This is a genomic window from Tsukamurella strandjordii (assembly GCF_039525985.1).
GTDB classification, from domain to species: Bacteria; Actinomycetota; Actinomycetes; order Mycobacteriales; family Mycobacteriaceae; genus Tsukamurella; species Tsukamurella strandjordii.
In genome coordinates this window covers 196,220-209,053 of sequence record NZ_BAAAII010000004.1, presented here as the reverse complement: position 1 = coordinate 209,053, position 12,834 = coordinate 196,220, and the positions used below count along the sequence as shown (strand labels likewise).

At 69.6% G+C, this 12,834-nt stretch carries 12 protein-coding genes; 7 read left to right on the top strand and 5 right to left on the bottom strand.

What is annotated here, in order from left to right:
- Positions 1 to 1,020: chaperonin GroEL (gene groEL / locus ABD108_RS06955; protein WP_343929880.1), on the bottom strand; the 1,020-nt coding region annotated here is incomplete at its 3' end.
- Between the two features lie 277 nt (positions 1,021 to 1,297).
- On the opposite strand from groEL, the gene ABD108_RS06950 reads away from it, so the two are divergent.
- The gene (locus tag ABD108_RS06950; RefSeq protein WP_220657696.1) at positions 1,298 to 1,759 is read left to right on the top strand and encodes an SRPBCC family protein; all 462 of its coding nucleotides are present in this window, start codon (positions 1,298 to 1,300) and stop codon (positions 1,757 to 1,759) included.
- A 48-nt stretch (positions 1,760 to 1,807) separates the two neighbouring features.
- Here the strand turns inward: ABD108_RS06950 and ABD108_RS06945 are convergent, their stop codons facing one another.
- Together ABD108_RS06945 and ABD108_RS06940 are read right to left on the bottom strand one after the other, a co-directional pair.
- Positions 1,808 to 2,968, bottom strand: coding sequence for a DUF7373 family lipoprotein (locus ABD108_RS06945; protein WP_343929879.1), 1,161 nt, complete (start codon positions 2,966 to 2,968; stop codon positions 1,808 to 1,810).
- Positions 2,969 to 3,020: 52 nt separating this feature from the next.
- Entirely contained in the window at positions 3,021 to 4,175 is a 1,155-nt protein-coding gene (locus ABD108_RS06940; RefSeq protein WP_343929878.1) for a DUF7373 family lipoprotein, read from the bottom strand.
- A gap of 281 nt (positions 4,176 to 4,456) precedes the next feature.
- Between ABD108_RS06940 and ABD108_RS06935 the strand changes: the two genes are divergently transcribed.
- The 6 genes from ABD108_RS06935 to ABD108_RS06910 are packed head-to-tail and all read left to right on the top strand — an operon-like array spanning position 4,457 to position 11,260.
- Positions 4,457 to 5,824: a M20/M25/M40 family metallo-hydrolase gene (locus ABD108_RS06935; protein ID WP_343929877.1), complete on the top strand. Its 1,368-nt coding sequence runs from the start codon at positions 4,457 to 4,459 to the stop codon at positions 5,822 to 5,824.
- Positions 5,821 to 7,029, top strand: a complete 1,209-nt coding sequence (gene moeA, locus ABD108_RS06930; RefSeq protein ID WP_343929876.1) for a molybdopterin molybdotransferase MoeA — start codon at positions 5,821 to 5,823, stop codon at positions 7,027 to 7,029. The genes ABD108_RS06935 and moeA overlap by 4 nt, the downstream gene beginning before the upstream one ends.
- Positions 7,030 to 7,044: 15 nt before the next feature.
- Positions 7,045 to 7,368 carry a GlsB/YeaQ/YmgE family stress response membrane protein gene (locus tag ABD108_RS06925; RefSeq protein ID WP_220657691.1) on the top strand — a complete coding sequence of 108 codons (324 nt, stop codon included), beginning with the start codon at positions 7,045 to 7,047 and terminating at the stop codon, positions 7,366 to 7,368.
- Between the two features lie 44 nt (positions 7,369 to 7,412).
- Positions 7,413 to 8,135: a phosphatidylserine decarboxylase gene (locus tag ABD108_RS06920; RefSeq protein WP_343929875.1), complete on the top strand. Its 723-nt coding sequence runs from the start codon at positions 7,413 to 7,415 to the stop codon at positions 8,133 to 8,135.
- Positions 8,132 to 9,034 (top strand): CDP-alcohol phosphatidyltransferase family protein, encoded by a 903-nt coding sequence (locus ABD108_RS06915; RefSeq protein ID WP_220657689.1) that lies wholly within the window; start codon positions 8,132 to 8,134, stop codon positions 9,032 to 9,034. The genes ABD108_RS06920 and ABD108_RS06915 overlap by 4 nt, the downstream gene beginning before the upstream one ends.
- 21 nt (positions 9,035 to 9,055) lie before the next feature.
- A complete protein-coding gene (locus tag ABD108_RS06910) occupies positions 9,056 to 11,260 on the top strand; it encodes an AAA family ATPase (RefSeq protein ID WP_343929874.1) in 2,205 nt (734 codons plus the stop codon).
- Positions 11,261 to 11,331: 71 nt separating this feature from the next.
- Here the strand turns inward: ABD108_RS06910 and ABD108_RS06905 are convergent, their stop codons facing one another.
- On the bottom strand, positions 11,332 to 12,189 hold the full coding sequence (locus tag ABD108_RS06905; RefSeq protein ID WP_343929873.1) for an endonuclease domain-containing protein: 858 nt from the start codon (positions 12,187 to 12,189) through the stop codon (positions 11,332 to 11,334).
- Between the two features lie 175 nt (positions 12,190 to 12,364).
- Positions 12,365 to 12,814, bottom strand: coding sequence for a hypothetical protein (locus ABD108_RS06900; protein WP_305111261.1), 450 nt, complete (start codon positions 12,812 to 12,814; stop codon positions 12,365 to 12,367).
- Positions 12,815 to 12,834: the final 20 nt, after the last annotated feature.

The window sequence follows — 12,834 nt, the reverse complement described above, 5'->3', positions numbered from 1 at the left end:
GATCTGCTCCTTGGAGCCGGCACCGTCGACGATGGTGGTCTCGTCCTTGGTCACGACGACCTGGCGCGCCTGACCCAGCAGCTCGAGGCCGGCGGTCTCCAGCGAGAGGCCCACCTCCTCGGAGATGACCTGACCACCGGTGAGGATGGCCATGTCCTGCAGCATCGCCTTGCGGCGGTCGCCGAAGCCCGGAGCCTTGATGGCGACGGACTTGAAGGTGCCACGGATCTTGTTGACGATGAGCGTCGACAGGGCCTCGCCCTCGACGTCCTCGGCGATGATCGCGAGCGGCTTGCCCGACTGGATGACCTTCTCCAGCAGCGGCAGCAGGTCCTTCACGGTCGAGATCTTGCTCGACACCAGCAGGATGTAGGCGTCCTCGAGCACGGCCTCCTGACGCTCGGCGTCGGTGGCGAAGTAGCCCGAGATGAAGCCCTTGTCGAAGCGCATGCCCTCGGTGAGCTCCAGCTGGAGACCGAAGGTGTTGCTCTCCTCGACGGTGATGACGCCTTCCTTGCCGACCTTGTCCATGGCCTCGGCGATGAGCTCACCGATGGCGGGGTCGCCGGCCGAGATGCCCGCGGTAGCAGCGATCTGCTCCTTGGTCTCGACCTCCTTGGCCTCCTTGAGCAGGTGCTCGGTCACGGCCTCGACGGCCTTCTCGATGCCCCGCTTGAGGCCCAGCGGGTTCGCACCCGCGGCCACGTTGCGCAGGCCCTCGCGCACGAGCGCCTGGGCCAGAACGGTAGCGGTGGTGGTGCCGTCGCCCGCGACGTCGTCGGTCTTCTTGGCGACCTCCTTGACGAGCTCGGCACCGATCTTCTCGTAGGGATCCTCGAGCTCGATCTCCTTGGCGATGGAGACGCCGTCGTTGGTGATCGTGGGGGCGCCCCACTTCTTCTCCAGAACGACGTTGCGGCCCTTGGGGCCGAGCGTCACCTTGACAGCGTCGGCGAGGGCGTTCAGGCCCCGCTCGAGACCGCGGCGGGCCTCTTCGTCGAACGCGATGATCTTGGCCATTGCGAAGTGATTCCTCCAGATAGGGGCCCGTTTCGGCCCGTACTTTGGACACGTCTTCTAGGTCGATTCGATGCCCGCGACGGACGACCCGGCGTGTCACCTCCGCGGGTTGCGCGGAGGGCCCGGTCTCACCTTCCCGACCTAGCACTCACGTTATCCGAGTGCTAAGTCGTTTCTAGCACTCGACGGTGCCGAGTGCAAGGTCCGGACCATCATCCCGGCAGGCCCGGCTCGGCGGGCCTGCCCGACGGTTCCTACCGCCGGGTAGGATCCGACCATGGCTACCCCCGTACTGGAGTCGAGCGTCGTGATCGACGCCCCCATCGAGAAGGTCTGGTCGGTCGTGTCCGACCTCGAGGACATGGGCAATCGCAGCCCGCAGTGCAAGAAGGTGTTCGTCTTCGGCGGCCCCATCAAGGAGGGCACGCGGATGCTGAACATCAACAAGCAGGGCTGGCGCGTGTGGCCGACCAACACCAAGGTGATCGAGTTCAAGGAGAACGAGCGGATCGCCTTCCGCGTCGCCGAGAACCACACCGTGTGGAGCTTCACCCTGGTTCCCGAGGACGGCAAGGTGACCGTCGTGGAGCGGCGCGAGGCCGCCGGCGGCAAGACCACCCCGGTCAGCAGCTTCCTCGTCGGCGCCCTGCTCGGCGGCAACGAGGATTTCGAGCGCGGCCTGCTCGTCGGGATGAAGCAGACCCTCTCGCACATCAAGACGGAGTCCGAGGCGAAGTAGCGCCCTCACTGCGTGCGAACTCGGCATCCGCAGCCGAGTTCGCACGCGTCATTTCGCCGCTTGCAGAATCATGTAACTGGCGCCGATCCCCTGGATCGCCTTCTGCTTCTGCGGCGATGCGTACTCGACGACGTAGCGGTCGTACGCCGTCACGCACGCGGTCTCGGTATCCGGCCGGTCGGCTCCGCTGGACTTGTAGGTCACGCACGTCCCTCCCGGCACCCCGCTGACGGCCTCGGCCTGCGCGCCGATCAGTTTCTCCTGATACTCCTGGACGAACTGGGTCGCCACGGCCCGTGCGCCGGCGGCATCGCGCGCCCGGTAGACCGTGTTCCCACCTCGCCCGATCACATCGACACCGTTGTCTGCCAGGACCTTCCGAGCCGCAATGACATCGTTCTGCGACTGGATCAGCATGCGGACGGGAGCCGAGTAGCCGTTGGTCTTGTCGGGCGGCAGGGTGTAGCGCGCTACGCCCGATTCGTCGATCTTCAGGGTGTTGAGCTTGTCCATCGGAGTCGGCGCGAAGTCCGCGAGACTCTTGGCCTGACTGTCCGCCAACTGACGGATCTGGTCGGGGTTGAAGTCGCCGTACACCGCCAACACGAACTGCTTGACGGGGACGAAGGCCACCGTCGGCTTGCTGGTGCCCCAATCCGACTCGTAGCCCACAGCGTTCGGATAGCCCGGGATCGGTACGGCGGTCTTCTTCGGAGGGCTTCCGCCGAACTCATTCGTGTTCGGTTCGAGCATCGCCGACGATACGGCCGCGGTGGCGGCCTCGGGCGAGGCCATCCGCACCAGCGCGACGCTGAGGCTGCGGCCCCTGTCGCCACCCGACTTCGGATACGCGGATCGGACGCCGAGACCGGCCCACAACTCGGCGCCGACCAATCGTTTCGCGGGCGCGCTGCCGAAGATCGACGCGAACGCCTTCTCGTTGTAGCGCCCGCCGCTGGTGCTGCCGCCGTAGCGGAGTGCAGGGTCGACATCGGAGAGGTACGGAATCGCCGCAAGCGTTCTCAGCCACTCCTGGCGCAGGTACTCGGACTCATCCGGAGTCCCCAGAGTGCGGACCGTGGTCGGGAACGAGCCGGTGTCCGGCCGGGGCACGGACGACGGGTCTGCCACCGGGGTACCGGCGATCGTCGACGAACACCCCGCGAGCACGAGCGCCATCCCGACCGCTCCGACCGTCTTCCTGATCATTCGCAACCTTCCCGATTCATTTGTGGCGTAAGACATGACAGGCGAAGGGCGTTCACTGATCGCCCTTGATCATGAGGTACGACGCACCGAGAGCCTGAACCGCTTGCTGCTGTTGACCGGCACTCACTTCCACCAGATAGCGATCGACGGCGACAACGCACCACGTGAACCTGCTATCGGAGCCCGGAAATCTCGAGAGGGTCAAGCAGGTAGATCCCGGGACGCCCTGGACTTGGACCGGCGTTCGCTCTTCGTAGGCACCCGTCGTCTCCGTGACGAAAGCCTCTCTCAACCGGGTGGCCGCTGCGGCATCGCGGGTGCGGTACACCTGATTGCCGCCCAGCCCAACGTCATCCACCCCCGCATCATCGAAGTTCTTCTTCGATCCGATGAGATCCGACTGAAGAAAGAGGGCGGACTTGGCCGACATGCTGCCCCCACCGGACACATCGGATCCCGACGGGGGCACGGTGTACTTCGCCAGCCCGGGCTCATCGGCAGGAAGCTGAGCCAACTTCTCGGTGGGCGTGGGCGCAAATCCGTCGAGCCCCTTCGACTGCATGTCGAAGTAGCTTCGCACCTGTTCAGCCGAAAGTTGGCCGTAGACCACGATCACGTACTGCTTGTAGGCGAGGAAGGCGACGTTGGACGGATCGGAGGTCTTCAACTTGAAGTCCTGCGTGTACCCGATAGCCGCTGGATAGCCGGGTATCTCAACAGGAGTCCGCTCCGGATTGGTCGGAGTGTCCTTGTCGCGCAACGTGGGCGTCACGGCAGCGGTCGCTGCGGCAGCGGTCGGCATGCGAATCACACCGACCGTCGCCGCCCGTTGCCTGGCGTTCAGGTCAGCATTGCCGCCGGCTCTGAACGTGCCCGCCCTCGCGAAGAAGCCGACTTCACGATCCTTCAACGCTGCCTCGGCGACAGCACCGAAGGTCGCCCGCACTCCACGCTGAGCGGAGTCCAGTTTTCCCGCAACCAACTGGGAGCCGTACCGGAGTGTCGGATCGACGTCACTGATCAGCGGAGCCGTCGCAGCCATACGCCACCCCTCCAGAGTCAACGCCGTCTGTGTGTCCGGCGGGCCGACTTGGCGAGGCTTGGTCGCATACGAGCCGGTATCGGGTCTCGGCGCGGCTGAAGGATCCTCGACAGCGGTCCCCGCGACCGTCGTCGAGCAGCCGGCCAAGACGATGCTCGTCGCCACCACGGCGCCTACAAACCCACTCTTCACGCATCCCCCTCGGTCCTCGCCTGCACTGAAACGGGTCGAACGATCAATCGGCCGACGCATCGACGCACTCCCTGCCTGCACTGAGAATATTCGACCGGTGACGTTCGTCAGCCCGGTACGGCATGTCCTCCCACGCTCCGCGGGCCGCGAAGGTTCGCCGTGTCCGTACATCGAAACGGTGCGCGCCTGCGAACGGCTTACGGCGCGCTAGCGTGAGCAGGCTACGAATTCCCGACGATGCGGAGGCGCCCCGAATGACCGACATCGACATCCGACGTTCCCTCGGGCCACTGATGGACCAGGCCAGGGCCGATCTCGCAGCGCTGGTCGCGCAGCCCTCGGTGCACGCCTCGCCGGAGTTCGGCGAGGCTCCGAACCGCGCCGCCGCGCAGTGGGTGGCGGACGCCTTCACCGAGGCCGGTATCGCGAACATCGAGCAGGTCGTCACGTCGGACGGGTCGATCGCGGTGGTCGGGCACACGCCGGCCCCGGCGGGCGCGAAGACAGTGCTGCTCTACAGCCACTTCGATGTGCAGCCTCCCGGCCCCCGCGAGCAGTGGGAGTCCGATCCGTTCACGCTCACCCCGCGGCCGGGACCCGACGGTGCCGAGCGCTGGTACGGCCGCGGGGCCGCCGATTGCAAGGGCAACCTGGTCGCGCACCTCACCGCCCTGCGTGCGGTCCGCGACGCCACCGGCGGCCTGCCGGTCGGCGTCCGGCTCATCATCGAGGGCTCCGAGGAGGGCGGCGGCGAGGGCCTCGACGACCTGGTCGCCCAGCGTCCGGACCTGGCGCAGGCCGACCTCATCCTCATCGCCGACACCGGCAACGTCGCCGTGGGCCGCCCCACGCTCACCACCTCCCTGCGCGGTGTCGCGAGCGTGCGGGTGGAGCTGACCACGGGTCGCTCCGACCTGCACTCCGGACAGTTCGGCGGTGCCGCACCCGACGCGCTGGCCGCCATGATCGCCCTCCTCGCGACCCTGCGCGACGCCCAGGGGAACACCACCGTCGACGGACTCGACGCCTCCGCCCGCTGGGCCGGTGAGCCCTACGACGAGGCCGCGTTCCGGTCCGACGCCGCACTGCTCGACGGCACCGCGATCCTCGGTTCCGGCGCGATCGGCGACCAGATCTGGGCGCGACCGGCGGTCACCGTCATCGGGCTCGATGCACCCGCCACCGCGACCGCCGCGGCGGCCATCCAGCCGCGCGCCGCGGCTCTGCTCAACCTGCGCGTCCCGCCCGGCACCGATCCGCGTGCCGCGGGCGAACTGCTGGTGGCGCACCTGAAGGCGCACGCGCCGTGGGGCGCTCACGTCGAGGCCGAGGTGGAGTCCACGGGCGAGCCCTTCGCCGCCGATACGACGGGGCCCGGTTACGACGCCCTGCGCGCCGCGCTCACCGCGGCCTACGACGGCGCCGAGGTGGTCACCAGCGGCCAGGGCGGCTCCATCCCGCTGTGCACCCAGCTGCGGAAGGCGGCACCGTCGGCCGAGATCGCGTTGCTCGGCGTCGAGGAACCGCTGTGCCGTATCCACGCGCCGAACGAGTCCGTCGACCCGCGCGAGTTGGAGCGCACGGCACTGGCCGAGGCCATTCTGCTGACCACGCTGACATGAGGCCCGTCGAGGAGTACCGGACCGTCGTCGCGGCGTTGGTCCCGGCGGCGCGCACCGTCACCGTCGCCCCGTCGGAGGCCCTGGGCCGGGCCCTCGCCCGGGACGTCGCCGCGCCGCTCTCGTTGCCGCCCTTCACCAATTCGGCGATGGACGGGTACGCGGTGCGCGCCGAGGATGCGGTCGCGGGCGCGACGCTCTCCGTCGCCGAGGACATCCCCGCCGGCCGCACGACCGTGCCCCCACTCGCACCGGGGACGGCTCACCGCATCATGACCGGGGCTCCCGTGCCCGACGGTGCCGACGCCATCGTCCCGGTGGAGAACACCGACGCAGGCACCACGCGCGTGCGGATCGACCTCGCACCCGAGCCCGGACGGTTCTTCCGGCACGCGGGCAGCGACATCGCCGCGGGCGAGACGGCGCTGGCCGCGGGCGAGGTCGCCGGACCCGCGGCCGTCGGCCTCGCCGCCGCACTCGGGATCACCGAACTCGAGGTGCTCGCACCGCTGCGGGTGCTGGTGCTCTCGACCGGCTCCGAGCTCGTGGCACCCGGCGAGCCCCTGGAGCCCGGGCAGATCTACGAATCGAACGCCCCGATGCTGGCGGCCGCCCTGACCGAGGCGGGCGCGCACGCGGAGGTGCTGCGCTTCGTCGAGGATTCGGCGGAGGTCCTGCTCGCCCGCCTGGCCGAACGGGTCGCGGCGGGCGGCATCGACCTGCTCGTGACCACCGGCGGGGTCAGCGCCGGTGCCTACGAGGTGGTCAAGGACGCGTTCACCGGCCGCGGCCTGGAGTTCACGAAGGTCGCGATGCAACCCGGCATGCCGCAGGGCTGCGGCACCGTCGACCTGGGCGGGGCGAGCGTGCCCGTGGTCGCGTTCCCCGGCAACCCCGTCAGCGCCCTCGTCTCGTTCGAGGTCTTCCTGCGTCCGGCGCTGCGCGCGGCGATGGGGCTGCCCGCCGATCGACCGCGGCGACGCGCCCGGCTGACCGCACCTCTCGACTCGGTGCCGGGGAAACGGCAGTTCCAGCGGGGACTGCTGATTCGGGAGCCGAACGGTACCGATTCGGTCTCGGTTCTCGGTGGGCCGGGGTCGCACTACCTACGATGGTTGTCGAAGGCCGATTGTCTGCTGGACATTCCGCCCGAGGTCCAGCATCTGGCCGCGGGCGATCCGGTGGACGTGATCGACCTCAACCACTGACCTCAGGAGGCAGTCATGATCACCCAGTTCACCGCAGACACCGTGATGCTCGCGTCGAAGAACTTCAGCGCGGGGTGGTTCGCGTGGATCGTCATCGGCGGCCTCGCCGGCTGGGTCGCCAGCAAGATCATGGGCACCGACAAGTCGCAGGGTTTCATCCTCAACATCGTGGTCGGCTGCATCGGCGGCTGGCTCGGCGGTTACATCCTGCGCCTGTTCGACGTGCAGACCGGCAACCTCGGCTGGTTCCTCACCTTCGTGACCGCCCTGGTGGGGGCCTGCATCCTTCTTTTCATCGTGAAGCTGGTCACCGGCCGCAAAGGCGACCGCGTCGGGTGAGAGACTATGACCCGACTATGACCGTGAATCGAGAGGAACCGTAGGTGGCTCGCCGCCCCCAGACGCCGGTCGACGGCCAGCTCACCGAGCACTCCACCGGTGTCGGGCACGTCGCTGAGCTGATCCGTCACACCGTTCCACCGCTGCACCCCGCGGGCACCCCGTTCATCGCGGGGTCGCTCGCGGTGGCGGCCGTGGGCTACCGCAAGGGCTGGATCCGGGTTCCCGCGCTGCTCACCGCCGCGGCCTGCGCCGGCTTCTTCCGGCACCCGCCGCGGGTCCCCCCGACAGCCGAGGGTCTGGCGGTCGCTCCCGCGGACGGCGAGGTCACCCTCGTCGACACGCACGTGCCGCCGGCCGAACTGGACCTGGGCACGGAGCCGCTGCCCCGGGTGTCGATCTTCCTCTCCGTCTTCGACGCACACGTGCAGCGCTCGCCGCTCACCGGCGTCGTCGACTCGGTGGTGCACACCCCCGGCAAGTTCCTCTCCGCCGACCTCCCCGAGGCCAGCGACGCCAACGAGCGCACCACGGTGCGCCTGGCCACCGAACACGGCCCCGTCGGCGTGGTCCAGATCGCGGGCCTGGTGGCCCGGCGCATCCGCACCGACTGCGCCGTCGGCGACACGCTGGAGCGGGGTGAGACCTACGGCATCATCCGGTTCGGCTCCCGCGTGGACACCTACTTCCCCGCGGGCACCGAGCTCACCGCGTACAGCGGGCAGCGCGCCGTGGCCGCGGAGACCGTGATCGCGCGCCTGCCGTGAGCACCCAGTCCGGGCCGGGCGACGACACCCCGCAGCGCCCCATCGGTGTCCTCCTGCTGCCGTCGATCCTGACGGTGGCGGGGCTGTGCGCGGGCCTCACGGGTGTCCGGTTCGCCGCCGAGGGCAAGGTCGACCTGGCGATCGGGCTCGTGGTGATCGCCGCGATCCTGGACGGTCTCGACGGCCGCGTCGCCCGGCTGCTCAGCGCCTCCACCAAGATGGGCGCCGAGCTCGATTCGCTGGCGGACGCCATCAACTTCGGTGTGACCCCGGCGCTGATCCTCTACTTCGTGTCCTTCCCTGGCAATCCCGCCGGATGGTTCGTGGTGCTGGTGTACGTGGTGGCGATGGTGCTGCGGCTGGCCCGGTTCAACACGCTCTCGGCCGATCCGAGCGCACCGGCCTACACCAAGGACTTCTTCGTGGGCGTGCCCGCGCCCGCGGGCGCGATGCTGGTGCTGGCGCCGCTCGCCGCGCAGCAGGAGTGGGGCCAGGGCTGGTGGTCGAGCACCCAGCTGGTGTCGGCGTGGACGCTGTTCGTGGCCGCGCTCACCGTCTCCCGGATCCCCACCTCCAGCTTCAAGACCATGACGGTCCAGCCCGCCAAGGCCGCGGGCGTGCTCATCGCCGTGGCCGGCCTGGTGGCGCTGATCCTTACCTACCCGTACATCGCGCTGCTGGTGGTGGTGGCGATCTACCTGCTGCACATCCCGTTCGCGTGGCGCTCGAAGCGCTGGGTCGCAGCACGTCCGTCGGCGTGGGACACCAAGCCCGCCGAGCGTCGCGCCATGCGCCGCGAGCAGCGCCGGCCGGTGCGGCCCCGTCGCCGGGCCGCCCATCAGGGCACCCGACGGTCCGCCGCCCGCCTGGGCCTGCGCCGCCCCACCCGCGAGGACTGACAGCGCTCTAGTGTGGGTGGCGTGCCGAACCTCTCGCTCACCGTCCGCCTGCAGACCTCCGCGCTCGAAGCGCGGCGGGGCATCGTCCGCATCCATCCCGAGGCCCTGGCGGCGCTCGGACTGCGTGAGTGGGACGGTGTCGAACTGCTCGGCGCACGGCGCACGGCCGCGGTGGTCGCCGCGGCACCCGCGGGCACCGCTCCCGGTGTCGCCCTGCTCGACGAGCTGACGATCACCAACTGCGGCCTCCGCGAGGACGCCACCGTGGTGATCTCCCCCGCCACCGTGTACGGCGCGAAGCGGGTGCTGCTGCGCGGTTCCACCCTCACCCGCAGTGCGCTCGACGGTGCCGCACTGCGGCAGGCGCTGCTCGGCAAGGTGATGATGCCGGGCGACAGCGTCTCGCTGCTGCCCCGTGACCTGGGCCCTGGAACCTCGAACGCCGATGCCACGCAGCAGCTCTCCCGGTTGGTGGGCATCACGTGGACGAACGAGCTGCTGACCGTGGTCTCGGTCGATCCCGCGCCGGGTCCGGTCTCGGTGCAACCGAATTCGGCGGTGCTGTGGTCCGACGATGCCAGCGACGCCCCGGCCGGCGGCGATGTCACGGTGACCCTCGCCGAGGCGGTTCCCGACCAGGAGGCCGAGAAGGTCGAGGTGCGGCCGGTCGCCGATCTGGTGGGCGCCGACGCCGCGGTCAAACGGCTCACCGAATGGCTCACCCTGGCGCTCGACGAACCCGAGCTGCTGGCCACCCTGGGCGCCCCGGCCCGGCTCGGCGTGCTCATCACCGGCCCGACCGGCGGGGGCAAGGCCACGACGGCGCGGGCCGTCGTCTCGCCGCGGCCACTGGTCGAGCTCGACGGTGCCTTCACCGGCGCCCTGGAACCGCAGGCGCGGCTCGCGCGGGTGCGCGACGCGGTCTCGCGGGTGCGCGCGGCGGTCGACGGTTCCGGTGCGGCGCTGCTGGTCCGCGATGTGGAGGCCCTGCTTCCCGCGCAGCGGGAGCCGGTATCCACCATGATCCTCGACGAGCTGCGCAAGGCCGTTTCGACGCCGCGGGTCGCCTTCCTCGCCACCACCTCGGCGCCGAGCGAGGTGGATTCGCGGTTGCGCGAACCGGACCTCGCCGACCGCACGGTGACGGTCGATCTACCCGACGCCAAGGAACGCGAACAGCTGCTGGCCCTGCTGCTGCGGGATGCGCCGACCGACCACGTCGACCTGTACGAGGTGGCGCTGCGGGCCCCCGGTTTCGTGGCGGCCGACTTGGCCGCGCTGTGCCGGGAGGGCGCGTTGCGCGCCGCCGCCCGCGTGGTGGGCACCGACGAGAAGGTCTCGATCACCCAGCCCGACCTGCTGGGCGCGCTCGGCGTGATCCGGCCCGTCTCCCGGTCCGCCACCGAGGAGGTGTCGGTCGGGTCGATCACCCTCGACGATGTCGGCGACATGGTGGAGACGAAGCAGGCGCTCACGGAGACGGTGCTGTGGCCGCTGCGGCACCCGGACACCTTCGCCCGGCTCGGTGTGGAACCGCCGCGTGGCGTGCTGCTCTACGGCCCGCCCGGGTGCGGAAAGACCTTCGTGGTGCGGGCTCTCGCCGCCTCCGGCCAGCTCTCGGTGCACGCCGTGAAGGGCGCCGAACTCATGAACAAGTGGGTCGGCGAATCGGAGAAGGCCGTGCGTGACCTGTTCGCGCGGGCGCGCGGCAGCGCACCGTCGCTCATCTTCCTCGACGAGGTCGACGCCCTCGCGCCGCGGCGCGGGCAGTCGTCGGATTCCGGTGTGGGAGACAAGGTGGTGGCCGCGCTGCTCACCGAGCTCGACGGTGCCGAGCCGCTCCGCGACGTGGTGGTGCTGGGCGCCACGAACCGTCCGGACCTGGTGGATCCGGCGCTGCTGCGGCCCGGCCGGTTGGAGCGGCTGATCTTCGTGCCGCCACCGGACGCGCAGGCGCGCGCCGAGATCCTCAAGACGGCGTCCCGGTCGATTCCGTTGGCGGACGATGTGGACCTTGCCGCCCTCGCCGAGCAGCTCGACGGCTACTCCGCCGCAGACTGTTCCGCGCTGCTGCGCGAGGCCGCGCTCACCGCGATGCGGCGGGACATGGACACCGCCACCGTGACCGCCGACGATGTCGAGGCGGCCAGGAAGGTGGTACGGCCGTCGCTGGATCCGGCCCAGGTCGCCGATCTGCAGGCCTACGCCGACCGCAGATCGTCGTAGGCGGTCCTGAAACCGGCGATTTCCTGGGCTTCGGGACGATATCGACCACGACGACTCGGAGAGCGCCGGTTTCAGAAATCCGGGGCGCCGCGGTGACGGCCACGACGGACCAGATCGGCGACCTCTGCGAAGAACTCGTCCCATCCGCCCATGACATCGTTGTAGTCCACGCGGAGTATCCGATAGTTCCCCACGGTGGCGGTCCGATCACGCCGGATGTCCGCCCTGCGTTGCGCCCCACCATGATAGGACTCGCTGTCGCACTCGATGATGAGCTTGTCACCGACGAGGAGATCGACGCGCCCCACTCCAGGGATCGATACCTGACTCCGCACCTGAATGCGCGCGCTCTGCAGCCGGAATCGCGTGATCGATTCGGTGCCCGACCCGGCCTGCGGATCCAGCCGGTCCAGCAGCCTGGTCACCCGCTCGGGCGCGCCGCCGAAAACATGGCGCAGGTCCTCGATGACGAACGGGACCGGCATCCGCAAGGTCGAGTCCAGGACCGCGACGAAGAGATCCGCGGGTAGACAGTTCGCCGCACAGGTGAGGGCGACGTTCAGCGGATCCACCGCCCGCGTCGGCGTTCGCATCGGATGGAAGGACCGGCACTGCCGCCGGAACCGCGGCCGGGAACGATGCTCGGACCACCGCACGTGCAATCGTCCATCCCGCGGCGGTATCCACACGCCGGTTCGGTACTCGAGCGCGGAGACGCACGTCAGCACGGCGCCGGCGCGCACCACCTCAACCACATCGGACTTCGCCCCGGGCAGGTGGTACCAGCCGCGCCGGATCAGCCGCAGATCTCCGCGCCTGCGCAGGTCATCAACGATGCCGCCGTCGATACCCTCCAGGACCAGTCGTCTGCGCGAGACCACGCCGCCGTCGGCTGCGGCGCAGTGCGCCACCAGGTTCCTCGGATCCATGAGCCGATCGTGACTGGTGACCGATGCGACCTGTCGGCCTTGGACCGCGCGCTGTGGAAAAACGCGGTTCCATACGCTTCGCTGTGCACGGCGCGGTTCTCAAACCGGCGTTATCCGAGGTCACATGACACAGAGCAGGGTGTCGACGAAGATTCTGCCGGTTTCTGACGCGGGGTCAGCCCTTGCTGACGGAGTAGTACACGGCGTTGGGGACGGCGCCGCCGTCGACGGAACTCACGGTGACCACATAGCCCTTGCCGGAGAACTGCGCGGAGCGGCTGGCGCCCTCGGGGCCGTCGCCGAGGGCGAGGTATCCGGCGTCGGTGAGCTTCTTCTTCGCTGCGTCGTAGCCGCCGGGCTGAGCCTGGACCGTCACGTTGTACACGGTGACGCCGTCCTGCGACCGTTCGCCGGCGTCGATCAGGGTCCCATCGACCAGCGGCACCTCGTCCTTGGGGAACGACGCGGGCAGCGTCACCGAGGTGGTCTGCTGCGCCGGTTCGTTCCCGCAGCCCGCGCTCAGCAGCACCGCGCCCGCCGCGAGGACGGCCGCGACACCGCGCGCGGCACGCCCCGGACGGCGGCGCGCGGAGACCCGCGAAAGAGTGGTCGGACGATCCGTCATCTGGTCCCTTCAGCTCTCGA

Coding starts and splice junctions, on each gene's coding strand:
- ABD108_RS06950 (WP_220657696.1), top strand. CDS start 1,298: ATGGCTACCCCCGTACTGGAGTCGAGCGTCGTGATCGACGCCCCCATC.
- ABD108_RS06945 (WP_343929879.1), bottom strand. CDS start 2,968: ATGATCAGGAAGACGGTCGGAGCGGTCGGGATGGCGCTCGTGCTCGCG.
- ABD108_RS06935 (WP_343929877.1), top strand. CDS start 4,457: ATGACCGACATCGACATCCGACGTTCCCTCGGGCCACTGATGGACCAG.
- moeA (WP_343929876.1), top strand. CDS start 5,821: ATGAGGCCCGTCGAGGAGTACCGGACCGTCGTCGCGGCGTTGGTCCCG.
- ABD108_RS06925 (WP_220657691.1), top strand. CDS start 7,045: ATGATCACCCAGTTCACCGCAGACACCGTGATGCTCGCGTCGAAGAAC.
- ABD108_RS06905 (WP_343929873.1), bottom strand. CDS start 12,189: ATGGATCCGAGGAACCTGGTGGCGCACTGCGCCGCAGCCGACGGCGGC.
- ABD108_RS06900 (WP_305111261.1), bottom strand. CDS start 12,814: ATGACGGATCGTCCGACCACTCTTTCGCGGGTCTCCGCGCGCCGCCGT.